At 45.8% G+C, this 23049-nt stretch carries 23 protein-coding genes, 1 tRNA gene and 1 pseudogene; 23 read left to right on the top strand and 2 right to left on the bottom strand.

The features are described 5' to 3' along the window. Positions 1–229 (bottom strand): annotated as a pseudogene (locus tag NA59_RS06325) (IS5/IS1182 family transposase); the annotation flags it as partial. Between the two features lie 249 nt (positions 230–478). Between NA59_RS06325 and NA59_RS06320 the strand changes: the two are divergent. The 20 genes from NA59_RS06320 (at position 479) to NA59_RS06225 (ending at position 17448) form a co-directional block, all read left to right on the top strand. Further along, positions 479–1129, top strand: a complete 651-nt coding sequence (locus NA59_RS06320) for a DUF502 domain-containing protein (RefSeq protein ID WP_044409668.1) — start codon at positions 479–481, stop codon at positions 1127–1129. Positions 1130–1188: 59 nt separating this feature from the next. After that, positions 1189–2973, top strand: coding sequence for an aspartate--tRNA ligase (aspS, locus tag NA59_RS06315; RefSeq protein WP_044409664.1), 1785 nt, complete (start codon positions 1189–1191; stop codon positions 2971–2973). A 4-nt stretch (positions 2974–2977) separates the two neighbouring features. Then, positions 2978–4048 carry a quinolinate synthase NadA gene (gene nadA / locus NA59_RS06310; RefSeq protein ID WP_044409661.1) on the top strand — a complete coding sequence of 357 codons (1071 nt, stop codon included), beginning with the start codon at positions 2978–2980 and terminating at the stop codon, positions 4046–4048. Between the two features lie 56 nt (positions 4049–4104). Further along, on the top strand, positions 4105–4860 hold the full coding sequence (locus tag NA59_RS06305) for a YebC/PmpR family DNA-binding transcriptional regulator (protein WP_044409659.1): 756 nt from the start codon (positions 4105–4107) through the stop codon (positions 4858–4860). A gap of 2 nt (positions 4861–4862) precedes the next feature. Continuing rightward, positions 4863–5384, top strand: a complete 522-nt coding sequence (gene ruvC / locus NA59_RS06300) for a crossover junction endodeoxyribonuclease RuvC (protein ID WP_083944993.1) — start codon at positions 4863–4865, stop codon at positions 5382–5384. 20 nt (positions 5385–5404) lie between these two features. Further along, positions 5405–6013, top strand: coding sequence for a Holliday junction branch migration protein RuvA (gene ruvA, locus NA59_RS06295; RefSeq protein WP_044409656.1), 609 nt, complete (start codon positions 5405–5407; stop codon positions 6011–6013). After that, positions 6010–7023: a Holliday junction branch migration DNA helicase RuvB gene (gene ruvB / locus NA59_RS06290; protein WP_044409653.1), complete on the top strand. Its 1014-nt coding sequence runs from the start codon at positions 6010–6012 to the stop codon at positions 7021–7023. Before ruvA ends, ruvB begins: the two co-directional genes overlap by 4 nt. Further along, positions 7023–7706, top strand: coding sequence for a protein TolQ (tolQ, locus tag NA59_RS06285; protein ID WP_044409651.1), 684 nt, complete (start codon positions 7023–7025; stop codon positions 7704–7706). Before ruvB ends, tolQ begins: the two co-directional genes overlap by 1 nt. A 34-nt stretch (positions 7707–7740) precedes the next feature. Next, positions 7741–8193, top strand: coding sequence for a biopolymer transporter ExbD (locus tag NA59_RS06280; protein WP_044409648.1), 453 nt, complete (start codon positions 7741–7743; stop codon positions 8191–8193). Then, complete coding sequence (tolA, locus tag NA59_RS06275; RefSeq protein ID WP_052501501.1) at positions 8190–9356, top strand: cell envelope integrity protein TolA; 1167 nt, start codon at positions 8190–8192, stop codon at positions 9354–9356. The genes NA59_RS06280 and tolA overlap by 4 nt, the downstream gene beginning before the upstream one ends. A 75-nt stretch (positions 9357–9431) precedes the next feature. Next, a complete protein-coding gene (gene tolB / locus NA59_RS06270) occupies positions 9432–10700 on the top strand; it encodes a Tol-Pal system beta propeller repeat protein TolB (RefSeq protein WP_044409717.1) in 1269 nt (422 codons plus the stop codon). A 35-nt stretch (positions 10701–10735) separates the two neighbouring features. Then, positions 10736–11332, top strand: coding sequence for an OmpA family protein (locus NA59_RS15355; protein ID WP_044409645.1), 597 nt, complete (start codon positions 10736–10738; stop codon positions 11330–11332). 7 nt (positions 11333–11339) lie between these two features. Further along, positions 11340–12221, top strand: a complete 882-nt coding sequence (ybgF, locus tag NA59_RS14285) for a tol-pal system protein YbgF (protein ID WP_083944990.1) — start codon at positions 11340–11342, stop codon at positions 12219–12221. A 59-nt stretch (positions 12222–12280) separates the two neighbouring features. Further along, positions 12281–12961 carry a 7-cyano-7-deazaguanine synthase QueC gene (queC, locus tag NA59_RS06255; protein ID WP_044409642.1) on the top strand — a complete coding sequence of 227 codons (681 nt, stop codon included), beginning with the start codon at positions 12281–12283 and terminating at the stop codon, positions 12959–12961. Positions 12962–13122: 161 nt separating this feature from the next. After that, a tRNA-Lys gene (locus tag NA59_RS06250) sits at positions 13123–13198 on the top strand. Between the two features lie 126 nt (positions 13199–13324). Next, a complete protein-coding gene (locus tag NA59_RS06245) occupies positions 13325–14782 on the top strand; it encodes a high affinity choline transporter 1 (RefSeq protein WP_044409639.1) in 1458 nt (485 codons plus the stop codon). Positions 14783–14879: 97 nt separating this feature from the next. Beyond that, positions 14880–15263, top strand: coding sequence for a hypothetical protein (locus tag NA59_RS06240; protein WP_044409636.1), 384 nt, complete (start codon positions 14880–14882; stop codon positions 15261–15263). 96 nt (positions 15264–15359) lie between these two features. Further along, a complete protein-coding gene (locus NA59_RS06235; RefSeq protein ID WP_232504046.1) occupies positions 15360–16187 on the top strand; it encodes a ferritin-like domain-containing protein in 828 nt (275 codons plus the stop codon). Beyond that, complete coding sequence (locus tag NA59_RS06230; RefSeq protein ID WP_044409634.1) at positions 16187–17095, top strand: ROK family protein; 909 nt, start codon at positions 16187–16189, stop codon at positions 17093–17095. Before NA59_RS06235 ends, NA59_RS06230 begins: the two co-directional genes overlap by 1 nt. Positions 17096–17100: 5 nt before the next feature. Then, on the top strand, positions 17101–17448 hold the full coding sequence (locus NA59_RS06225; protein ID WP_044409710.1) for a thioredoxin family protein: 348 nt from the start codon (positions 17101–17103) through the stop codon (positions 17446–17448). Here NA59_RS06225 and NA59_RS06220 read toward each other — a convergent pair. Further along, positions 17435–18088, bottom strand: a complete 654-nt coding sequence (locus NA59_RS06220; protein WP_044409630.1) for a histidinol-phosphatase — start codon at positions 18086–18088, stop codon at positions 17435–17437. The two genes, NA59_RS06225 and NA59_RS06220, sit on opposite strands and share 14 nt — an antisense overlap. Before the next feature lie 171 nt (positions 18089–18259). On the opposite strand from NA59_RS06220, the gene NA59_RS06215 reads away from it, so the two are divergent. From NA59_RS06215 to NA59_RS06205, 3 genes are all read left to right on the top strand, one after another. After that, positions 18260–18742: an RNA pyrophosphohydrolase gene (locus NA59_RS06215; protein ID WP_044409627.1), complete on the top strand. Its 483-nt coding sequence runs from the start codon at positions 18260–18262 to the stop codon at positions 18740–18742. A 243-nt stretch (positions 18743–18985) separates the two neighbouring features. Beyond that, on the top strand, positions 18986–21646 hold the full coding sequence (aceE, locus tag NA59_RS06210) for a pyruvate dehydrogenase (acetyl-transferring), homodimeric type (RefSeq protein ID WP_044409624.1): 2661 nt from the start codon (positions 18986–18988) through the stop codon (positions 21644–21646). A 60-nt stretch (positions 21647–21706) separates the two neighbouring features. Further along, the gene (locus NA59_RS06205; protein ID WP_044409621.1) at positions 21707–23044 is read left to right on the top strand and encodes a dihydrolipoyllysine-residue acetyltransferase; all 1338 of its coding nucleotides are present in this window, start codon (positions 21707–21709) and stop codon (positions 23042–23044) included. The last annotated feature ends 5 nt before the right edge of the window (positions 23045–23049 follow it).

Here is a 23049-nt window from a genome sequence, read left to right as displayed (position 1 = left end):
GGCTGGAGAATACACCGGTGGCATAGCCATAGACCAACAAGCTAATTAATAAACTGGGGTGGTAGGCGCTACTACCGCGCAAACCATAACTGTTTTCAATTTGGGTTAAATCAAGCTGGTCAACGACCTCGACGACAAAACGTGCAAGATGGTCATCAGGCAGCCATTCATCTAAGGTTGGCGGTAGAAGATATCCGCTAAGGCGGTCTATTGGGCGAAAGCGACTCATTGTTTTTATCTCATAAGTAATATGGGCATATTTTAACACATATCGTCTTTTAGCATATTATTGTTTGATTAGTCCGACAGGCTCCTAGCGTATAATGCACTGTTATCCATGATTCGGTTTGTGTTTAAAAGCGGGGTGAGGCTGATGGTCGGCTAGTTAGGCTTTTTTTTCTTGCAATTATGCTTGTATTCCAACATGCAAGTGATTTGGTTTTGGGTATAATGGCAAGCTAAATTTTATGGGGTTGGCATGGGTCTTTTAAAGCGCTATTTTATCGCGGGTTTGCTGGTCTTGTTGCCTTTGTGGGTGACGTTTGAGGCGATTGTTTTTTTAGTTAGCCTGTTTGATCGTAGTTTGCATTTGGTGCCTACTAAGTACCACCCTGAAATGTTACTAGGCTTTGATGTGCCAGGTTTTGGCATACTGGTTTCGGTTGTTATTGTGTTGTTTACCGGGATGCTGGTTGCCAATATTTTGGGTAATAAGTTATTGCATTGGTGGGAGAGGTTTTTATCAAAAATCCCCTTGGTGCGCTCGATTTATACCGCGGTTAAGCAGATAGTTGAAGCGGTAGTGGGTAAGGATGAAAGTACGTTTCAAAAGGTCTATTTGGTGCAGTATCCGCGCCACGGCTTGTGGACTTTGGCTTTTCAAACTAGTAAATCGCGCGGTGAAGCCCAGGCTAAAACGGGCGTAGATCAAATAGTGAACCTTTTTATTCCAACTACGCCGAATCCAACATCTGGATTTTTTATAATGGCACCGATTCAAGAGGTGGTTGAGTTGGAGATGAGTGTCGATGATGCGTTGAAGATGGTGATATCGGGGGGCGTTGTGGTGCCGCCTTGGATTGATAAATCCGCATCGGTCGAATCCGATGTCGGAAAGCAGCCGAATTAGTTTTAAAATGATAAATTTTATATTTTTAAATAATAAGTTATAGATTAGAAGGAAAAACAATGCGTACACATTACTGTGGTCAAGTAACAGAAGAATTTATTGGGCAAACCGTAACCGTTGCTGGTTGGGTGCATCGTCGTCGTGACCATGGTGGGGTGATCTTCATTGATTTACGCGATCGTGAAGGCTTGGTGCAGGTTGTGGTTGACCCAGATACCGCTGAGATTTTCGCTAAAGCGGAGCATTTGCGCTCCGAGTGTGTATTGCGTATTAGCGGGTTAGTGCGTGCGCGTCCAGAAGGTACGGCGAATGCGAATTTAAGCTCGGGCCAAATTGAGATGTTGGCGAAAGAGTTAGATGTGTTGAGCATGGCCGAGCCGATTCCTTTCCAGTTGGATGATAAGCATATCAGCGAAGAAGTGCGTTTAAAGTATCGTTACATTGATTTGCGCCGTGATGAAATGCAAAAAACCTTGATGTTACGTTATAAAGTTACGCGGTCTATGCGTAACTATTTAGATAACAATGGTTTTATCGATATGGAAACGCCGATTTTAACCAAGTCAACACCGGAAGGCGCGCGGGATTATTTGGTGCCGAGCCGCACTCATGAAAACAAGTTTTTTGCCTTGCCTCAGTCGCCTCAATTGTTTAAGCAGTTGTTGATGATGTCGGGCTTTGATCGTTATTATCAGATTACCCGTTGTTTCCGTGACGAAGATTTGCGTGCAGATCGTCAGCCAGAATTCACCCAGTTAGATATTGAAACCTCGTTTATGGATGAGGACGGGGTAATGGGTATGATGGAAGGCTTGACCAAAACCATTTTTAAAGAAGGGATTGGGGTGGAGTTTGATTATGACTTTCCACAGATGACCTATGCCGATGCGGTTCAAAAATACGGCATCGATCGCCCTGATTTGCGTATCCCCTTAGAGTTGGTGGATGTTGCCGACCTGTTACAAGATATTGAGTTTAAAGTATTTGCTGGACCCGCTAAGGATCCAAAAGGTCGTGTAGCTGCTTTGTGTGTGCCGGGTGCGGGCGATATGTCACGTAAAGAAATTGACGACTATACTAAGTTTGTTGGTATTTATGGTGCAAAAGGTTTGGCCTATATTAAGGTTAATGATATGGCAGCGGGGATTGATGGTTTACAGTCACCGATTGTAAAATTCTTCCCAGATCAAGTGATGCAGATTCTTGAGCGTGTGGGGGCTAAAGATGGCGATATCGTGTTCTTTGGTGCCGATAAAGCGAAGATCGTTAACGAAGCTTTGGGCGCGTTGCGGGTGAAGATCGGTGAAGATCGTAATATGTTCACTGAGAAGTGGAAACCTGTTTGGGTGGTGGATTTCCCGATGTTCGAGGAAGACGAAAAAACCGCCCGTGTGGCCGCGATGCATCATCCGTTCACTCAGCCAAAAGCCACCACGCAGGAAATTTTAGATTCTAAAAACCCGGGTCAAATGATTGCACGTGCGTATGACTTGGTAATTAACGGCATAGAAGTCGGAGGCGGTTCGGTGCGTATTCATGATACTCATATGCAGGCGGCGGTGTTTAAGTTGTTGGGTATTAGCGATGAGGATGCGGCAGAGAAGTTTGGATTCTTGTTAAACGCACTCAAATACGGCTGCCCACCGCATGCGGGTATGGCGTTTGGTTTGGATCGTTTGATTATGTTGATGGCGGATCGTGAATCAATTCGTGATGTGATTGCTTTCCCGAAAACCCAGTCAGCCGCGTGTTTGTTAACCGAAGCGCCAGGCCTGGTGGATATGGCGCAGTTGCGTGAATTGAATATTCGTTTGAATAAGAAGGTCGCTGAGGCGAAGCAATAAATCTATGATGGCTTCTACTGACATTCCGTTGCAGTTGGTTGAGAAAATTAACCAATTGGCAGCGGGGGCGCAGCCCGCAGGTCATGTTATCCCGCAGGATAAAGCCGCGCTGATTGATCAAATAAAGGCCTTGCTAAAACAGCGTAATGCGCAAATTGTGGCGCATTATTATGTCGATGCGGAGCTACAAGCGCTGGCAGAAGAAACGGGTGGCATTGTCGCTGATTCATTGGAAATGGCTAACTTTGGTGCTCAGTCGGCAGCCGATGTTTTGGTGGTCTGTGGTGTGCGTTTTATGGGTGAAACCGCTAAAATGCTCAGCCCAGAAAAAACCGTATTGATGCCGGATTTGAATGCAACCTGTTCGTTGGATGTGGGTTGTCCAGCGGAGGCGTTTGCGCAGTTTTGTGCGCACCATCCTGAGCGCAAGGTGGTGGTTTATGCCAATACCAGTGCAAAGGTTAAAGCCATTGCGGATTGGGTGGTGACATCCGGCAATGCCTTGCAGATAGTGCGTCATTTGAAAGCGCAGGGCGAAAAAATTATTTGGGCACCGGATCAGCATTTGGGCGCGTGGATTGAAAAAGAAACGGGCATTGATATGTTGCGCTGGATGGGGCACTGCATTGTGCATGATGAGTTTAAGGCCTATGAGCTGGAAGAGCTCAAACGCCAACATCCTGATGCGAAAGTATTAGTGCATCCTGAGTCAGCCGAGTCGGTGGTGGCGTTAGCGGATGTGGTGGGGTCAACCAAGGTATTGATTAACGCGGTGCAGAGCCTGCCCGATACAAAATTCATTGTCGCGACGGATCACGGTATTTTTTACAAAATGCGTCAGTTGGCACCCAATAAGCAGTTGATTGTCGCGCCAACCGATTCTAAAACTACGCAGTGTATTAGTTGTGCGCATTGCCCTTGGATGGCGATGAATGGTTTGCAAAATCTAGCCGATTGTTTAGTGAAAATGGATCAGGTGGTTGAGATAGATGAAGCGGTTCGCCAGCAGGCTTTGGTGTCCTTGGATAGGATGCTCACCTTCTCGCGTGAGCAGGGTTTAGTCGCAAAGCGTTAAGTCGGTCGTATTTAACGCATAGTATTTAAAGCGAAGAGTATTAAAGAGAGAAGTGCATGGCAGGACATAGTAAATGGGCAAACATTAAACATCGAAAAGCCCGTCAAGACGCCAAAAAAGGCAAAGTTTTTACCAAGCTGATTCGTGAGTTGGTGGTGGCCGCCAAAGCGGGCGGGCCACACCCTGAAGATAACCCACGTTTACGCACGGCGGTCGATAAGGCGCTGGGCGAAAACATGCGCCGCGATACGATTGATAAGGCGATTGCACGCGGTGCGGGTAATCAGGAAGGCGAAGATTACGAAGAGATTCGTTATGAAGGCTATGCGCCAGCAGGAGTGGCGATCATGGTGGATTGTTTGACGGATAATCGTAACCGTACCGTGGGTGAAGTGCGTCATGCGTTTTCTAAAAAAGGCGGCAACCTGGGTACAGATGGCTCGGTCGGTTATATGTTTAACAAGCAGGGTTTGATTAGTTTTGAACCAGGCCTGGATGAAGATAGCTTGATGGAAGCCGCGATTGAAGCGGGTGCGGATGATGTAGTGGTCAATGAAGATGGCAGTATCGAGGTGATTACGCCGCCTGAAGAGTTGCATAGTGTTTTGGATGGTCTTTCTTCAGCGGGTTTTAATGCGTCAGAAGCCGATTTGAATATGGATGCCGATATCAAGGTAGCGTTAGATTTTGAAGATGCGCAGAAGGTGATGGCGTTAATTGATATGCTGGAAGACTTGGATGATGTGCAAAAGGTCTATACGAATTTAGACATCAGTGACGAAGTGATGGCGCAACTGATGGCGGCTGATTGAGTGTGAAAATCACCCAGCGGATACTCGGCATTGACCCGGGTTCGAGAAAGACCGGGTTTGGCATTATTGAATCAGGGCGTTATCACCCGGTTTATTTGGTGAGTGGCGTAATTCGTGTTGAAAAGCTGACACCGGCTGAACGTTTAAAAACGATTTTTACTTCAATTGGACAGCTGATTGACCAATATCAGCCATCATTGATGGCGATTGAGAAGGTGTTTGTCCATAAAAATCCAAGTTCAGCGATTAAACTGGGTCAGGCTCGCGGTGTGATTTTGTGTGCGGCCTCCTTAAAAGCGTTGCCGATTATGGAATACACGCCGACACAAGTAAAAAGTACGATTGTTGGGCAAGGTCATGCGAGCAAGGATGCCGTCAACTTTATGATTAAGCAGTTATTACGGTTATCAGAAAACCCGCAGGAAGATGCGGCGGATGCACTGGCCTGTGCGCTTTGTCATGATCGTTATTTATCGCTGGGGATTGACCCTGAAAAATTATCCAAGGGTACACGATTTAGTTAGTTCAAGGAGTAGGGCGTTAGATGATAGGTTTTTTGCGTGGAAAAATAGCCCTTAAGCAACCCCCTCTTATTGTGCTAGATGTGCAGGGCGTCGGGTATGAGGTTGAAGCGCCTATGTCGAGTTTTTATATGCTTGGCGAGGTGGGCACGGAAGCCAAAATTCTTACTCACATGCATGTTCGTGAAGATGCAATGTTATTGTTTGGTTTTGTCACTGAGCAGGAGCGGGCGTTATTTCGTGAGCTCATCAAGGTGAGTGGTATTGGTGCTAAGATGGCGCTGGCGATTCTTTCAACCCATAGCGTAGATGAGTTTTGTACCCATGTTCACAATGCGGACGCACTGGCGTTAACCAAAATTCCAGGTGTGGGCAAAAAAACCGCTGAAAGACTGTTGATTGAAGTGCGCGATAAATTAAAAAACTTAAATTTAAATACAGTCACCACTAAATCCTCAAATATTCCACAACCAGGCCTGGTCACCAATTCTATTCTTTTATCCGCGCAAGCGGCTATGCAATCCTTAGGCTATAAAGATGTGCACGCCGAATCGCTAGTTAAATCGGTATATCAAGAGGATATGACACTGGAACAAGTGATTAAAGCCGCCTTGCAGCAGGTGAAAATATGATCGAAACGGATCGTATCATTGGCAATCAAGAGCAGGACGATGACCTCTATATTCTGCCTAAAATTCGCCCGCAGTTTATGCAGGATTATATTGGACAGGTTGCCGTACGTGAGCAGTTAAGTATGTTTATTGATGCGGCTAAGATGCGTCGTGAACACCTTGATCATGTACTGCTTTATGGACCACCGGGTTTGGGAAAAACGACCTTGGCAAACATTGTTGCACAGGAAATGGGGGCTACTTTGCGGCAAACATCGGGCCCTGTATTGGATAAACCGGGTGATCTTGCCGCCATATTAACGCGTTTGGAGCCGCACGACGTGTTGTTTGTTGACGAAATTCACCGGCTTAGTCCTATTGTTGAAGAAATTCTTTATCCTGCAATGGAAGATTTTCAGATTGATATTATGATTGGCGATGGTCCGGCGGCACATAGTGTCAAGATTGACGTGCCACCCTTTACCCTAGTGGGGGCGACAACCCGTGCGGGGCTATTAACATCGCCATTGCGGGATCGTTTTGGTATAGTACAGAGGCTTGAGTATTATACCATTGAGGAGTTGACTCAAATTGTTACCCGTTCGGCCGGTATATTGGGGGTGAGCTCAGATATTGAAGGTGCACGCGAAGTCGCGATGCGCTCGCGTGGAACACCGCGCATTGCCAATCGACTGCTGCGCAGAGTGCGAGATTTTGCACAGGTTGAGGGGCAGGGATTTATTGATAAGCGAATAGCGAATGCGGCATTAAATTTGCTTGAAGTGGATTCATCCGGTCTAGATAAAATGGACCGACGTTTGCTTGAGGTGATGATTAGTCATTATGACGGTGGGCCTGTCGGCATAGATAGCATGGCGGCGGCGGTCGGTGAAGAGCGTGGTACGATTGAAGATGTATTAGAACCTTTTTTAGTTCAGCAAGGGTTTTTAATGCGAACACCGCGTGGTAGAGTTGTAACAAAGCACGCGTATCATCATCTTGGATTAGAATTTTGTGAAAAGGATAAGTAATGTACGATCATTCTATGCTAGATCTCGTGTTAATGGCCACGCCACTGGTGCAGGCAGTCATGGCGATTTTAGTCTTTATGTCGGTATCGGCTTGGGCTGTAGCCATAGCCAAAAGTTATCAAATTCGTAAAGCAAAACGTGATACAGAATTGTTCTTAGAACAATTTTGGGAGGCGGAGGATTTAGCAAAGTTTTATAAAGATTTGAGCTTCTCTACGGAGGGTGATAGTAAGGGGCTGAATGCTATTTTTGAAGCGGGTTTTCAAGAGTTTGTACGCTTAAAGAATCAAGGCGTACAAGATGCGAATGATTTAATGAATGCGACACACCGTTCCATGAGAATTGTATTTAATAAGCAATCCGAGCGTTTAGAAAACCGTTTGTCTTATTTAGCTACGATTGGTTCTTCGGCACCCTATATTGGTCTATTTGGTACCGTAATCGGCGTTATGCATGCGTTTCAAGGTTTGAGCGAGAATACAACAGCGACACTTTCCGCTGTGGCACCGGGTATTGCGGAGGCGCTGTTAGCCACGGGTATGGGTTTATTTGCGGCGATACCCGCGGTTATTTTTTATAATAGTCTTTCTACTAAAGCCGATAAGGTGTTGAGTAATTATGAACGTTTTGCCGAAGAGTTTTTGAGTATCCTTCAGCGCCAAGCCCACTTGGTAAATAAGTAAGCCTAATGAAAATACAAGTCAAAAGGTAAAGCATATGCAAACAGGATTTCGAACAGCGCGCGACAAGAAACGTTTAATGGCTGAAATCAATGTTGTTCCTTATATTGATATTACATTAGTGTTGCTGATTATTTTTATGGTTACCGCTCCTATTGTTCAACAGGCTGTAACCGTTCAATTACCTCAGGCCCCGGAAATGACGGCCACGGATGAGGGCGCTGCCCCCATTAAACCTTTTGTCATTACCGTGACCCAAGATGGGCAGTATAAGACCAGTGAGGCGCCGGATGTGATATTGACGCAGTCTGAAATCACCCTTTTGGTAGCAGAAACCGTAGCGCGTGCGCAGCTAAATCAGGCTTTGCCGGTTTATATTCAAGGTGATCGAGACGCCCCTTATGGACGCGTGGTGCATTTGTTTGTGGTGTTAAAAAATAATGGTGTGCCCAATGTATCCTTGCTCACTGAGCCGGAGTCAGCAAAATGATGAGTTTTATTAAGCGTTATCCGTTGTCTACGCTGTCCGCTTTAGTTTTACATCTTGTGCTGGGCTTGGCGTTAACGAGTAATTGGCTAGCCTCGGATGCACAGGTTTTTAAAATGGCGCAAGTATCTGATGACAAGCCGGTTACTGAGCCACGTATAATGAGCCAGCCAATGGAGACCTTTGCGGTAGATCAGCAGCTCGTGGCGCAGCAGTTACAGCGCATTCAAGATCAAGAGCAAGCGAAGCAACAAGAACAAGCAAGGCTTGTTGAAGAGGCGCGAAAAACTGAAGAACGATTGGCTCAAATTAGACGTGAGCAAGAGGCTGAAGCCCGTCGTGCCGAGCAAGCGCGGCGCGAGGCAGACATTGAACGCCAGCGTTTGGCGGCTGAGCGTCAGCGCGCTGCCGAAGAGCAACGGCGTGCGGAGGAGGCGAGAAAGCTAGCACAAGAAGCCGAACGTCGCCGTCAACAAGCTGAACAACAAGCTGTGCAGATGACAAAAGAGGCTGAAGCTAGGCGCCAGCAAGCCGAGCAGCAAGTTGCGCAAATTGCGCAAGAGGGCGAGCGCCGTAGGCAATTAGCTGAAGCTGAAGCCCAGCGCATCGCCGCTGAATCTGACCGTCAGCGCCAAGCTGAGGAGCAGCGTTTACGTGAGTTAGAAGCGTTGCAACGCCAAGCGCAACTGCAGGCGCAGCAAGAATCGGAGCGTCAAAAACAGTTGCAAGAACAAATTCGCCAGCAAGAGCTCGAACGCGCCCGTTTAGAGGCTCAGGCTGTTGCGGCACAGAAATTACGTGAACAATTAGAGGCCGAAGCTTTGCGTCAACGTTTAGCGGATGAAGAAGCGGCGCGTCAGCGTGAAATATCAAGACAAAGAGAGTTGGTGAGCTTAAGAGAGAGTTATATATCGGCTATTTCCGCAAAAGTGCGTGAAAATTGGCGTACACCCGCTGAGATTTCAAGCGAGGCTCAGTGTGAGCTCGCCATTACCCAGGAGCCGAACGGCCGCGTTATCAGTGTTAGAACAGAAAACTGTAATGCACAAGCTACGCCGCAGTTTAGGCAGGCGGCTGAGCGTGCGGTATTTCGTGCTTCACCATTACCGCAACCGGCTGTTGAAGAATTATTTGAACGTAATATCCGTTTTATATTTAAACCTTAAACAATTCCAAGGATGGTTATGCCGTTGAATACAAAGAAATCGAGACATTTTATCGTTATTTGGGCATGCGCTTTTATGAGTTTGTTTGCGCCGAGTGTGTATGCCAGTTTGGTGATAGAGATTAGTGACGGGGTGGAAAACGCGTTGCCCATTGCGGTGGTGCCTTTTCAGCAAACAGGTGTTGTGTCGATACCAGAGGATATATCAGCCATCATTCAGTATAACTTGAGGCGAAGCGGTCGATTTGCGCCTTTAAATGAAAACCAGCTGCCTTCAAGACCCTCGAGTTTGGAACATCTGGTCTATGAAAATTGGCGAACACTCGATATTGATCATATCATTATGGGCAGTGTTACCGGGCGTCCTGATGGCCTGTTCGACTTGGATGTGCGTGTGATTGATGTGTTACGCCAGCAGCAGGTGCTAGGTAAACGCTGGCGCAGTATTCCTCGTGCTCAGTTACGTCAAGTGGCTCATCAAATGTCAGATGATATTTTTTTGGAATTAACCGGTGTGCCAGGTGCATTTAATACAAGGCTGGCTTATGTCACAGTGCGTGATAAAGATAATCAGCGCCACTATACATTAGAAGTATCGGACTCTGATGGCCACAACCCCCGTCCTATTTTACGTTCAAGAATGCCCATTATGTCGCCTGCTTGGTCACCTGATGGTTCCAAGTTGGCTTATGTAACCTTTGAGACAGGGCGCTCAAATGTGGTTGTTCAACACTTAGATGGCTCTAAGCGTGAAATTGTTGCAGACTTTTCGGGTATTAATAGTGCTCCGGCTTGGTCACCGGACGGGCGATCTTTAGCATTAACCCTGTCAAAAGATGGCAATGCCGATATTTATATTATGAATATGCAAACCCGTGCTTTGCGCAAAGTAACGCGCCACTGGGCGATTGAAACGGAACCTACATGGTCTCCTGATGGACAGACGCTTTATTACAATTCGGATCGACGTGGTCAACCGCAAATATTTAAAATGGATTTGAATACCAATCAAGAAGATCGCGTGAGTTTTGAAGGCCGTTACAATGCAAACCCCGTCATGTCTCCGAATGGCCGTTACCTTGCGATGGTGCATGCAAATAACGGCTTTAATATTGCTTTGCAAGATGTTTATAATGGCGATTTTTTTGTACTAACGAATACGTTTCTAAGCGAATCACCTAGCTTTTCACCGAACAGTGATATGTTGGTGTACGCGATGAATCGTGATGGAAAAGGCCAGTTAGCTGTGGTTTCGGTTCGTGGGCGTTCTTCGCAAATTTTACGTATTGCTGATGGTCAGGTAAGAGAGCCGGCTTGGGGGCCTTATCTTACGCCGCCTAATTAATATTGATTTTAACTAACCTGGATGGAAGAATTGTTATGCGCATAAGAAATATATTGATCCCCTTTTTTTTAGTGAGTTTTTTGTCTGCTTGTAGTACTACTCCAGACCTGGTGATCGATGAAGCACAAGCAACCTTGCCAGAGGCAGGAGTTGATCGTCGCTCGGGTTCGGGTTTGTTTGAACATCCATCCCGCCGCTCAGATGTTGAAGTGTTGGGGTTAGATGGAGAGGGCGGATTCCAAGGGGAAGGTATTGTTGAGATGACACCTCTTGGTGGCTTGTTGGATGATGAGTTAATTGGTGAGTTCAAGCCCATTATTTATTTTGGTTATGATCAATTTGTTATCGATGAAGCATCGATGGAGACGTTAAAGTTTTATTCGCAGCAAATGTTAGATAATCCGCGCTTACTCGTCACGCTAGAAGGGCATACCGATGAGCGCGGTTCACCCTCTTATAATCTTGCGTTAGGTGAGCGGCGTGCTGTGGCGGCTACTGAAGCAATGATGCTATTAGGTGTAGCACGTGAGCGTATCACTGTGGTGAGTTTTGGTGAGGAGCAGCCAGCGGCATTTGGGCATGATGAAGCGTCTTGGGCGCAGAATCGTCGTGTAGAACTACGTTTCAATTGATGGGGGTATGATGATCTTCAGATTAACAAAAAATAGCCTATTGGTTACGATGGTGATAGCGCTTGTTAGTCCTTCACTTTACGCTCAGTCATTGGAGCAGCGGGTAGATCGTTTAGAGCGCATCGCAGATAACCCCATTTTATTGCAGCACTCTCAGCGCCTTGAGCAGCAACAGCGTGAAATTCAAAGTCTATACGATCAATTGGACCATATGCATCGTCAGTTAGCAGATTTGAATAAAAAACTAGCCGAGATGGGGTTGAATAATGCGACGAGAATAGAGAGGTTAGAAGATCAGGTTGACGGCCTAAGGGCGAGGTCTGCTGCGTCTGATTTTACCGTTGAGGCGCCAACAAGAGCCCTTGTAGAAAGTGCGGGGGATGTTGAGCCTCAACTTGAGGTTGAACCTTCCTCCCGTTTAGCGCTAAATCAACCTGTAGTAGATTCTAGCGAACCGGATGTTGTACCCGCCTCTGCGTCAGCCGTTCCTGAGGTGGTCGTGCTTTCTGAGCAAGATTATTATAATCAAGCATTTCAATTATTACGCGAAAACAAGTTTGACGCGTCCATTGTGGCTTGGAATGCTTTTATAGAGCAGTTTCCAGACCACAGCCTGACAAGTAATGCTTATTATTGGTTGGGTGAGGCGTATATGATTAAGCAGGACTTTGAACAGGCATTTCGTGTTTTTAATCAAGTAATCGTTAATTTTAATCAAACGGATAAGTATCCTGATGCTTTATTGCGTGCTGCGGACAGTTTAGTCGGCTTGAACCGGCTTGATGAAGCGAAAGCTTTTTATCATCAATTAATTGAACAAGCGCCTCACTCGCGTTCCGCTAAGACAGCTGAGCGCAGGCTTGCACGATTTAACGCAGAGAGTTCATAGCGGCGCGTGAGGGACAAGGCGCAAGCTTTAATTAATAATTTTATAGTTTATGAGCATGTATGAATGATTTAAAAAGAGCGGTGGTGTTGTTGTCGGGTGGTTTGGATTCGGTTACTGTTTTGGCCTATGCCCGATCACAGGGGTATAGCTGTCATACTTTGAGCTTTGATTACGGCCAACGTCATCAAGTGGAGCTAGAAGCCGCTCAGCGCTTATCTGTTATTCATGGCGCTCAAAGCCACCGTGTTATGCAGATGAATATGGCCGCGATTGGTGGGTCTGCGCTAACCGATTTTAATATTGATGTGCCGGTTGACGGTGTAACAGACTTGATTCCAGTGACATACGTACCCGCCCGCAATACGATATTTCTATCTTATGCTTTGGGGTTAGCTGAAGTGCTTGAAGCTAATCATATTTTTATTGGTGTTAATGCGGTCGATTATTCTGGGTATCCTGATTGTAGGCCTGAGTATATTGCCGCCTTTGAATTAATGGCTAATCTAGCAACTAAATCGGCTACAGAAGGTCAGTCAATTAAAATAGAAACACCTTTAATTGACCTAACTAAGGCTCAAATTATAACAATGGGATCCGACTTAGGCGTTGATTACGCGCAGACGGTATCTTGTTACCAAGCAGACCCGCAGGGTCGTGCGTGTGGTGTTTGCGATTCTTGTCGCTTGCGTCGCCAAGGTTTTTTAGATGCCGGACGGGTTGATCCAACACGCTATCGCTAACTGAAACTAAACATCCGGGCTAAAAATCTGGGTTAGTAATCGTTTTAATTTTATGTATGTTTTTGTAGCCTATTTCAAAAGAGTTTTAAAAAGTTTAATTTTTTTTGAAAAAAGGCTTGCCAAGCTGTTAAAACTCTATATAATACGCTGCATATCAACGAGGGTCGTTAGCTCAGTTGGTAGAGCAGTTGGCTTTTAACCAATTGGTCGTGCGTTCGAGTCGCACACGACCCACCATACATATTAACCCCGTTAAGTTCGCTTAACGGGGTTTTTTGTTTGTCGAAAAAAATGCTATTCGATTTTCCGGTTTCTTGCTATATTTCATTTTTTTAACCGATCCTTTGAAAGAGGGCGCTCAGCATGCTTATCAGTTTCACTTTTTTATATCTACTTGCCTCTATTGGTTTAGGGTTGTATGCCGCCACTAAAGTAAAAAATCTGGGTGATTATGTATCGGCTGGGCGCAGTTTGCCTATATGGGTGGTCACCGCGATGGTGTTTGCCACCTGGTTTGGTGCTGAAACCGTGTTGGGCATTCCGGCTGAATTTTTGGAGGGTGACTTAGGCTCTCTCATTGCTGATCCGTTTGGCGCGGCCTTGTGTTTAATTTTATTTGGCTTGTTTTTAGCGCGAAAACTCTATCGCATGAATTTGCTCACCTTGGGCGATTTTTACCGCATTCGATTTGACCGTCGGGTTGAGTTGGTGGCTTCGGTGGCGATAGCGATTTCTTATTTGGGTTGGGTGTCGGCGCAGATTATGGCATTGGGTATTGTTTTCAATGTGCTCTCAGATGGCTATATATCGGTGTTTAATGGTGTGTTGCTGGGTACGGCAGTCGTGTTGATTTATACTTTATTTGGCGGCATGTGGTCGGTTGCGATGACGACTTTTGTGCAGATGATTATTATTGTGCTGGGTTTGTTGTTTATTGCTTGGTATCTAGCCACTATGGAAGGCGGTACGGGTGGAGTTATGCCAGTGATAGAGCATGCCGCCCAAGCCGAGAAATTTAACTTCTGGCCGGACTTGAATGCGATAGCGATGTTGGCTTTTATGTCCGCCTTGCTAACGATGGGTTTGGGTTCGTTGGCGCAACAAGATGTGTTTCAGCGTGCAAATACATCAAAAAATGAAAACATTGCCGTTTGGGGTACGGTCAGTGGTGGTGTGATTTATTTGGTGTTTGCGGCTGTGCCGATATTTTTAGGTTATTCAGCCTATTTAATTAACCCTGACCTGGTGGCTACCTTTATGTCGATTGATGCCCAGTTGGTGTTGCCACATCTGGTTAAGGAGCATTTACCGATATTTGCGCAGGTGATTTTTTATGGCGCGCTGTTGTCGGTCATTATGTCTACCGCTTCTGCGACCATGTTAGCGCCTTCAGTGATTATCTCTGAGAATATTTTAAAAGACTTTATTAAAGGCTTGAGTGATCGTTATTTACTCTTGTTAACCCGTGGTGTGGTGGTTGCATTTGCGCTGTTGGTGGCCATCTATACATTATGGGCGCTTGAGCAGGAGACCTCAATTCATAAAATGGTTGAAAATGCCTACAAAGTGACGCTGGTTGTTGCATTTGTGCCTTTAGTGGCCGGTCTCTATTGGAAACGCGCCAGTGTGGCGGGTGCTATCTTGGGTATTGTATTGGGTTTAATTGTTTGGCTAACGCTTGAGTGGCTTGTTCCAGGGCTTGAGGAGAGCCTACCGGCGCATTTTATTGGCTTCTTTGCCGCCATATTTGGTATGGTGGTAGGTTCATTAAAGTGGCCGAATAAGCACCCAGATGTTGTGAATCGTCCCGCCGTGCTATAAGTGTTTGATAATATTCTATCAACTAAGGCTTGCAATTAGCCGATAAAAACGGCAAAATTACAAACGCTAGAGAGGCAAAACCTTTTTGGAGTATTAAATGAAACAATTAACTCTTAAAGCTTTGTTTCTGTCAGGTGTAGCGGCGTTCTCAATGAATGTTCATGCTTCTTCTGTGTATGAGCAGTGTGTAAGTGATGCAAAAACGCTGATTGAAGCGGCGATCGTAGGTGGAACACCTGCAGCACGTGAAGTGCAGCAGAAGTCTACCGTTGATCAGTGCAGAGCTGAACTGACTCGCATGGAACAGCAATATAAGTCTCAATGGAAGTTCACAGCAGCAGATGGTAAGCAGTATGTTAAAGCGCCTTATTCTGTTATGACGCCAGAAGATCGCGAAAAATGGGCTATCCTATTTAACGCGATTGATACGAAGAACTTCATGGGTGTACGCTACTTAATGGCAGCTTACTACCGTCAATAATTCCCTGTTATTGATTTAGGTGATGCATCTCGAAAAGCCAGCGCAAGCTGGCTTTTTTTTTGACAATTGTAAACCTCTATTTGAGTGTAAAGTCGGATGACTAAAATCAACTTATTTTCTGCGGTGCTTGACTGTTTAATGTGTGATGACTTATCACAAAAAGTTCAGTTACTTGATAAATTATTGTTTAACTGGAGCGAGCGCAACTTTGTCTTTGAACCTTTAAACTCAATAATGCGTATTGCCGATCCTGGACGTCCTGCCAAGCCTGAATTGGTGCCGCCCAAAGCTCTTCCGAGAAGGGGGATAGGGTCGCCAGAGGGGCATGCTGCTTTAATGCATTCTATAGCGCATATTGAATTTAATGCGATTAACCTAGCCCTTGACGCCATCTATCGCTTTCAAGCGATGCCCTATAACTATTACCAAGATTGGTTAGGTGTAGCGGGTGAGGAGGCTTATCACTTTCAGCTTATTCGCGAGCACTTAGATCAATTGGGTTATGACTATGGTGATTTTCCTGCTCATAATGGGCTTTGGTTGACGACCTATGAAACCGATCATGATGTTTTGGTGCGGATGGCGATGGTGCCGCGTACTCTCGAAGCTCGCGGTTTAGATGTGACGCCCGCAATGATTAAGAAGCTGCGGGCCATCGGTGATCGCCGTGGTGTGGAGATTTTAAAAATATTACTACGTGATGAAATCGGTCATGTTGCGGTGGGTACGCGATGGTATCGTTATGTTTGTGTGCAGCGTGGGCTTAATCCATTTGATGAGTTTCAGCGGTTATTAGGTTTATATTTTCATGGCAATATTCGAGGTCCCTTTAACTATGATGCAAGAAGGGAAGCGGGGTTTTCTGAGCAAGAAATTGAATGGTTAAGATCACTGGAGCAGCAAACATTTGAGAGGGTGAGCTAATGGTCAGGCTGGGTATTGATTTAGGTGGCACAAAAATCGAAATCGTGGCCATCAACCCAATGGGTGATGTACTTTTGCGAACCCGTGTTGCTACGCCACAGGGTGATTATCTGGCCACCTTGCAGGCGATAGCAGGCCTGGTTGAGCAGGCTCAGAATCAATTAGCCTTGAGTTATAAGCCAAGCATCGGCGTGGGCATTCCTGGGGCGATATCGGCTAAAACAGGTCGGGTGAAGAATGCTAACTCGATTTGGTTGATTGGTGAAGATTTAAAAGGCGATCTTGAAAACCTACTGCTTCGCCCCATTTGCATTGCGAACGATGCCAATTGTTTTGCATTGGCCGAGGCTTCACAGGGCGCGGCTTTCGGTGCGAAATCAGTGTTTGGTGTAATAATTGGCACGGGGTGTGGTGGGGGTTTGGTTTTTAACGGCGAGATTGTTGAGGGGGCGAACGGGATAGCAGGTGAGTGGGGGCATAATCCGTTGCCTTGGAATAGCCAATATATGTCTAACCAGGCCTGCTATTGTGGCAAGCAAGATTGCATTGAAACCTTTTTATCGGGTCCGGGCTTGGCGAAGCGTTTTAAAGAGGTCACCGCACGTCACTTAACGGCTCAGCAAATTGTAGAACAGATGCGTCAGGCTGATCAGCAGGCCATCGATATAATGAATGCTTATTACGATTGGTTAGCCAAGGGATTAGCCTCGGTGATTAATGTGTTTGATCCTGAAGTGGTTGTATTGGGTGGGGGATTGAGTCAAATTCATGAGCTTTATGATGAAGTGCCTAAACGTTGGTCAAAATGGGTGTTTAGTGACGAGGTGGTGACACAATTAAAAGCCCCTTTGTTGGGTGATTCCGCAGGTGTAATTGGCGCCGCATGGTTATGGAGTAGTGAGGGGTAATGAGTATGCAACAACTTACAACGATTGAAGAATTAGATAATTTAATCCAAACACAACCAGGCCTGGTGGTCTTGTTTGGCGGTGCGCACTGTGGTGTGTGTAATGTGATTAAGCCTAAACTTGCTCAAGCACTGGCGGAGGATTTTGCGCAGTTAATGCTAGTGTATGTCGATTGCCAAGTCACAACAGATATTTGTTCGCAAAAAGGGGTGTTTTCTTTGCCCGTTGTGCAGGTGTATATTGATGGACAACGTTTTATTGAAAAAACCCGTAACTTCAGTCTGCCAGGGTTATTGGCAGACTTGTCACGCCCTTATTCAATGCGTTTTGAAACAGATGTTAACGAAAACTAAGCTGTTGCCAGCCGCGTTGTTGTGCGACTTGGGTGAGTTTTTCATCAGCATCCACCACAATTGGGTGGCTGACCAGCTCGAGTAGTGGCAGGTCATTATGTGAATCTGAGTAGAAAAAACTATCTTCTAGCGATAAGGGATTTTGATTCAGCCATTCGTTCAGGCGAGTAATTTTGCCTTGTTGGAATGAGGGAATGCCTGCGACACGACCTGTATAGCGACCATTAAGCACTTCAGGTTCGGTGCCGATCAGCTGGTCAATACCTAGTTTTAAGCCGATAGGGCGTGTTATAAAGCTGTTGGTGGCGGTGATAATGAGGAGTTGGTCTCCCGCTGCGCGGTGCTCTTCAATCACCGCTTGGGCTTTGGGTAGTAAAATGGGTTCAATCATCTGTTGCATAAATTGTTGATGCCAAAGAGTGAGTTGTTCTATAGGATGCTCGCTCAGTGGCTTGAGTGAAAAGGCTTGATATTCGTAGATATCCAGCGTGCCATCTTTGTATTGTTGGTAAAAGCGCTGGTTTTGCTGTTGGTATTCCTGGGCATCAATCAGTTGGTTTTTGACTAAAAACTCACCCCAAAGATAATCACTGTCACCCGCAATCAGGGTGTTGTCTAAATCAAAGATGGCTAAACGCATTGCTTTTCTCTTTATTTGTTTCAAAAACGTCATCCTAATAGAGAAGTGGATTTTCAACAAGCCTGTAGATGTGTTTTTGCTAAATTAAACAGGTTTTTAATTGAAAGTTTGACCTTTTTTCGGCATTATTAACATATTAGACAAATGTAAAAACTTATTTGGGAATATCTCGTGATTGATCAGAATGGCTATCGCTTAAATGTAGGCATTATTATTGCCAATAAACAGGGTAAGTTGTTCTGGGGAAAGCGCATCTATCAAGATGCCTGGCAGTTTCCACAGGGGGGGATTCGTGAAAGCGAAACGCCGCAGCAAGCCGTGTTTCGAGAGCTTAAGGAAGAGGTCGGACTTTCGCCTTCTGATGTTAGGGTTTTAGGTAAAACGGAGGACTGGCTCCATTATGATTTGCCCAAACACTTGATTCGCCATTACAGCCAGCCCGTATGTATTGGTCAAAAGCAAATCTGGTTTATGCTAGGCTTGGAGGCTTCAGAAGAGGCTATTAACCTTGCGCTGCATAGCTCGCCAGAGTTTGAAGCTTGGGCATGGGTAGATTATTGGCAGCCCGTTCAGGATGTGGTCAGTTTTAAACAGGCTGTTTATCATCAAGCCTTAACGGAGTTGGAGGAGTGTTTAAATAAGTTCTGGCTTTGATGTAGCTTATTGATTTTATTTTATTTTCCATCTCACCCTTCTAGCATTTGCTTCCTGCCTCATGCTTTTTGTCGCGAAAAGTGATATTATTTGCGCAATTTAGTTTTGATTTAAACCTTCGAGTTCGGTTTTTATTCCGTTTGTTTTGCAAAGCAAGCGGAGTGATAGCGAACTCTTTAACGACAAAAGAGCCACGCGCCGAACCGGTGTGTGTGCTCGGTTATTACCCAAGAGGTGCACTTTATGAGCGATCAGTTTATTGATCAAGATCCGCAAGAAATTCAAGAGTGGTTGGATGCGCTTGAAGCCGTAGTTCAATTTGAAGGCACAGACAAAGCCCATCATATTATCGCTACCTTGATTGAAAAAGCCCGTGTTCACGGCATTGATATTCCTTATTCGGCCAATACGCCTTACATCAACACCATAGCGGTTGAAGAGCAAGAAAGTTATCCCGGTGACTTAAGTATCGAGCAGCGCTTGCGTTCGATCTTGCGCTGGAATGCGATGGCGATGGTCGTAAAGGCGAACCGTGAAACCAGTGTGGGGGGTCATATTGCCTCCTATGCGTCAAGTTGTACGCTTTACGAAGTCGGGATGAATCATTTCTTCAAGGGTCCGGATCATGAATTAGGCGCGGATATGGTGTTTTTTCAGGGTCATACCGCACCAGGTATGTATTCTCGAGCCTTTCTTGAAGGGCGTTTAGATGAAAAGCAATTGGTTAATTTCCGTCAAGAAGTCGATGGTCAGGGCTTGTCCTCCTACCCACACCCTTGGTTAATGCCAGATTTTTGGCAGTTCCCAACCGTATCTATGGGGTTAGGACCGTTAATGGCGATATACCAAGCCCGTTTTATGAAGTACATGGATAAGCGCGGTTTGGCTAAAACGGAAGGGCGTAAAGTTTGGGCCTATCTTGGTGACGGTGAAATGGATGAACCAGAATCACGCGGTGCGATTCAGTTAGCGCAGCGTGAGCATCTTGATAACTTAATATTTGTGGTTAACTGTAACCTACAGCGTTTAGATGGGCCTGTACGTGGTAACGGTAAAATCATTCAAGAACTGGAAGGCATGTTCCGTGGCGCAGGCTGGAACGTGATCAAAGTGCTTTGGGGTACAGGTTGGGATACCTTGCTGGCAAAAGACACCAGCGGTAAGCTGATTGAGCGTATGGGCGAAGTGGTCGATGGTGAATACCAAGCTTATAAGGCAAAAAATGGCAGCTATGTGCGTGAGCATTTCTTTGGTAAGTATCCTGAGTTGCTAGCGTTAGTCAAGGATATGAGTGATCAAGATATTTTCCGCCTAACGCGCGGTGGTCATTCGCCACGTAAGATTTATAACGCTTATAAGCGCGCATCAGAAACCAAAGGCCAACCATCAGTTATTTTAGCGCATACCGTTAAAGGTTACGGCATGGGTGAATATGGTGAAGCGGCTAACAGTGCGCATCAACAGAAAAAGTTAGACGTTAATGGATTGAAGTATTTCCGTGATCGTTTCTCTGTGCCTATTTCAGATGAGCAGTTAGAAAAAGAAGTGCCTTTCTATCGCCCTGATCCTGATAGTCCGATTATGAAGTATATGCAGGAAAATCGTGCCAAATTGGGTGGTTCTTTACCTTGCCGTCAAGATAACTCTGACAGCTTAACGGTTCCTGACTTAAGCGCGTTCCAAATGTTATTAGATGGTACCGCTGATCGTGAAATGTCAACAACGATGGCGTTTGTTAGAGCGCTATCGGTGTTATTGCGTGATAAGCAGTTAGGCAAGCGTATTGTGCCGATTATTCCAGACGAAGCGCGTACCTTTGGTATGGAAGGCCTATTCCGTCAGGTGGGTATTTATGACCCAGCTGGTCAGCTGTATGAGCCGGTCGATTCGGATCAGTTGATGTGGTACAAAGAATCCTCTAATGGTCAGGTATTGGAAGAAGGCATTAACGAAGCGGGAGCGATGTCATCTTGGATTTCGGCGGCCACGGCTTATGCGAACTATGGCGTGAGCATGATTCCGTTTTATATTTACTATTCAATGTTTGGTTTCCAACGTATTGGTGATTTGGCTTGGGCGGCGGGCGATTCACGTGCGCGTGGTTTCCTAATCGGCGGAACGGCAGGGCGCACAACGCTAGAAGGCGAAGGCTTACAGCATCAAGATGGTCATAACCTGGTGATGTTTGATGCGGTACCTAATTGTTTGAGTTATGACCCAACCTTTGGCTATGAAATGGCGGTCATTATTCAAGATGGCTTAAAGCGTATGGTTGAAAACAAAGAAGATATTTTCTATTACATTACGGCGATGAACGAAAATTATAGCCATCCAGCGATGCCGCAAGGTGCTGAAGAAGGCATTCTTAAAGGTATTTATCCGTTTAAGACATCAACATCTAAAGCGAAAAAGCGTGTTCAATTAATGGGTTCAGGCACTATTTTCCGCGAAGTGATTGCCGCAGCAGAATTACTTGAGCAGGATTGGGATGTAGCGGCCGATATTTGGTCAGTGCCGAGCTTTAACTTGTTGCGTCGTGAAGGGATTGAAACTGAGCGCTGGAACACATTGCACCCAACGGCGGCGCCAAAAGTGCCTTATGTCACTCAAGTCTTAGACGGGGCACAAGGGCCGTTTATTGCCGCAACGGATTATATTCGTGATTATGCAAACCGTATTCGTGAATATGTGCCTGGTGATTATCATGTATTGGGTACCGATGGGTTTGGTCGTTCGGACACGCGCGAACAATTGCGTAAGTTCTTTGAGGTGAACCGTTTTTATGTGGTGGTTGAAGCATTAAAAGGTTTGGCTAAGCAAGGTCAAATTAAAGCCGATGTGGTTCAACAAGCCATTGATAAATACGGTTTAGATGCTGAAAAACCTTATCCCGTTCATGCATAATTTCATTCAACCAGGTCTGCTCAAAAAGCAGGCCTGGTTGGACGACTAAGGAAAATACTTATGGCAAAAATTCAATTTATAGTGCCGGATATTGGCGATTTTGATGCAGTCGATGTGATCGAAATTCTAGTTAATGAGGGTGGTCAGATTCAGCTTGATGATTCAATAATGACGCTTGAATCAGACAAGGCTACGATGGAAGTGCCTGCGAGTCACGCGGGTAAAGTAAGCAATATTCAAGTTAAAGTTGGGGATAAGGTAAAGCAGGGTAGCTATATATGTGATATCGATGTTGATGAGGCGCAAGCGAAGCCATTGGCCCAAACAACTCAAGCAACTCAAGCGGCTCCAGCTAAGCCAGAAAAATCAGTACCAGCCGTTGAAAAACCGCTGGCAGTGCATGAAGAAACCCATTGCTCAAATGTGGGCTTGCCGCTAGCCAGTTCAGTGGCAAATACACCTAAACCCGTTAATCACCAGCCAATGGGCGCATTAAGTCATGCTTCGCCCGCTGTGCGTGCGTTTTCTCGTGTGCTTGGTGTTGATTTAAGTAAGGTGACGGGTTCGGGTAATAAAGGGCGCGTGCTTAAAACCGATGTTGAAGGGTTTGTGAAGTCGGTGATGCAAGGCGCTACGGCCATCGCGGGTCCCGCTAGCGGTTCAGGTATTCCCGCTGTGCCGACGATTGATTTTTCTCAGTTTGGCGCTACCGAAACCATCGAGTTAAGCCGAATTAAAAAATTATCCGGCAAGCATTTGAGTACGGCTTGGTTAAATATTCCACATGTCACGCAGTTTGATGAGTGTGACATCACCGATATGGATCAGTTCCGTAAGGATATGAAGGTTCAGGCGGAAAAAGCGGGTGTCAAGCTCACACCGTTGGTGTTTATTATGAAAGCGGTGGTTGCCGCTTTAAAAGCCTTCCCGAACTTCAATGCGTCCTTGTCACCCGATGGCCAGTCTTTAATTCGCAAGGGTTACTACAATATTGGTATTGCGGTAGACACGCCAAAAGGTTTGGTGGTACCGGTAGTGCGTGATGTAGACCAGAAGTCGATTTATGAGTTATCGCGTGATTTAATGGCGTTGAGCGTTAAAGCGCGAGACGGCAAACTGTCACCGAAGGATTTATCAGGTGGCTGTTTCAGTATTTCTAGTTTAGGCGGCATTGGCGGTACACAGTTTACGCCGATTGTGAATGCGCCTGAAGTGGCGATTATGGGTGTGTCCAAAGCGGCCATTCAGCCGGTTTGGGATGGTGCAAGTTTCCAACCTCGTTTGATTATGCCGTTCAGCGTGTCTTATGATCACCGTGTGGTTGATGGTGCCGAAGGGGTTCGCTTTACCCAGTTTGTTGGCCAGCATTTGGCGGATATTCGCCAATTATTACTCTAAGCAAA

Origin of the sequence: Thiomicrospira microaerophila, from assembly GCF_000934765.1 — a bacterium.
In the GTDB taxonomy this organism is placed as follows: Bacteria; Pseudomonadota; Gammaproteobacteria; order Thiomicrospirales; family Thiomicrospiraceae; genus Thiomicrospira; species Thiomicrospira microaerophila.
This window is presented reverse-complemented; position numbering and strand designations above follow the sequence as displayed.

Coding starts and splice junctions, on each gene's coding strand:
- NA59_RS06320 (WP_044409668.1), top strand. CDS start 479: ATGGGTCTTTTAAAGCGCTATTTTATCGCGGGTTTGCTGGTCTTGTTG.
- aspS (WP_044409664.1), top strand. CDS start 1,189: ATGCGTACACATTACTGTGGTCAAGTAACAGAAGAATTTATTGGGCAA.
- nadA (WP_044409661.1), top strand. CDS start 2,978: ATGATGGCTTCTACTGACATTCCGTTGCAGTTGGTTGAGAAAATTAAC.
- NA59_RS06305 (WP_044409659.1), top strand. CDS start 4,105: ATGGCAGGACATAGTAAATGGGCAAACATTAAACATCGAAAAGCCCGT.
- ruvA (WP_044409656.1), top strand. CDS start 5,405: ATGATAGGTTTTTTGCGTGGAAAAATAGCCCTTAAGCAACCCCCTCTT.
- ruvB (WP_044409653.1), top strand. CDS start 6,010: ATGATCGAAACGGATCGTATCATTGGCAATCAAGAGCAGGACGATGAC.
- tolQ (WP_044409651.1), top strand. CDS start 7,023: ATGTACGATCATTCTATGCTAGATCTCGTGTTAATGGCCACGCCACTG.
- NA59_RS06280 (WP_044409648.1), top strand. CDS start 7,741: ATGCAAACAGGATTTCGAACAGCGCGCGACAAGAAACGTTTAATGGCT.
- tolA (WP_052501501.1), top strand. CDS start 8,190: ATGATGAGTTTTATTAAGCGTTATCCGTTGTCTACGCTGTCCGCTTTA.
- tolB (WP_044409717.1), top strand. CDS start 9,432: ATGAGTTTGTTTGCGCCGAGTGTGTATGCCAGTTTGGTGATAGAGATT.
- NA59_RS15355 (WP_044409645.1), top strand. CDS start 10,736: ATGCGCATAAGAAATATATTGATCCCCTTTTTTTTAGTGAGTTTTTTG.
- ybgF (WP_083944990.1), top strand. CDS start 11,340: ATGATGATCTTCAGATTAACAAAAAATAGCCTATTGGTTACGATGGTG.
- queC (WP_044409642.1), top strand. CDS start 12,281: ATGAATGATTTAAAAAGAGCGGTGGTGTTGTTGTCGGGTGGTTTGGAT.
- NA59_RS06245 (WP_044409639.1), top strand. CDS start 13,325: ATGCTTATCAGTTTCACTTTTTTATATCTACTTGCCTCTATTGGTTTA.
- NA59_RS06240 (WP_044409636.1), top strand. CDS start 14,880: ATGAAACAATTAACTCTTAAAGCTTTGTTTCTGTCAGGTGTAGCGGCG.
- NA59_RS06235 (WP_232504046.1), top strand. CDS start 15,360: ATGACTAAAATCAACTTATTTTCTGCGGTGCTTGACTGTTTAATGTGT.
- NA59_RS06230 (WP_044409634.1), top strand. CDS start 16,187: ATGGTCAGGCTGGGTATTGATTTAGGTGGCACAAAAATCGAAATCGTG.
- NA59_RS06225 (WP_044409710.1), top strand. CDS start 17,101: ATGCAACAACTTACAACGATTGAAGAATTAGATAATTTAATCCAAACA.
- NA59_RS06220 (WP_044409630.1), bottom strand. CDS start 18,088: ATGCGTTTAGCCATCTTTGATTTAGACAACACCCTGATTGCGGGTGAC.
- aceE (WP_044409624.1), top strand. CDS start 18,986: ATGAGCGATCAGTTTATTGATCAAGATCCGCAAGAAATTCAAGAGTGG.
- NA59_RS06205 (WP_044409621.1), top strand. CDS start 21,707: ATGGCAAAAATTCAATTTATAGTGCCGGATATTGGCGATTTTGATGCA.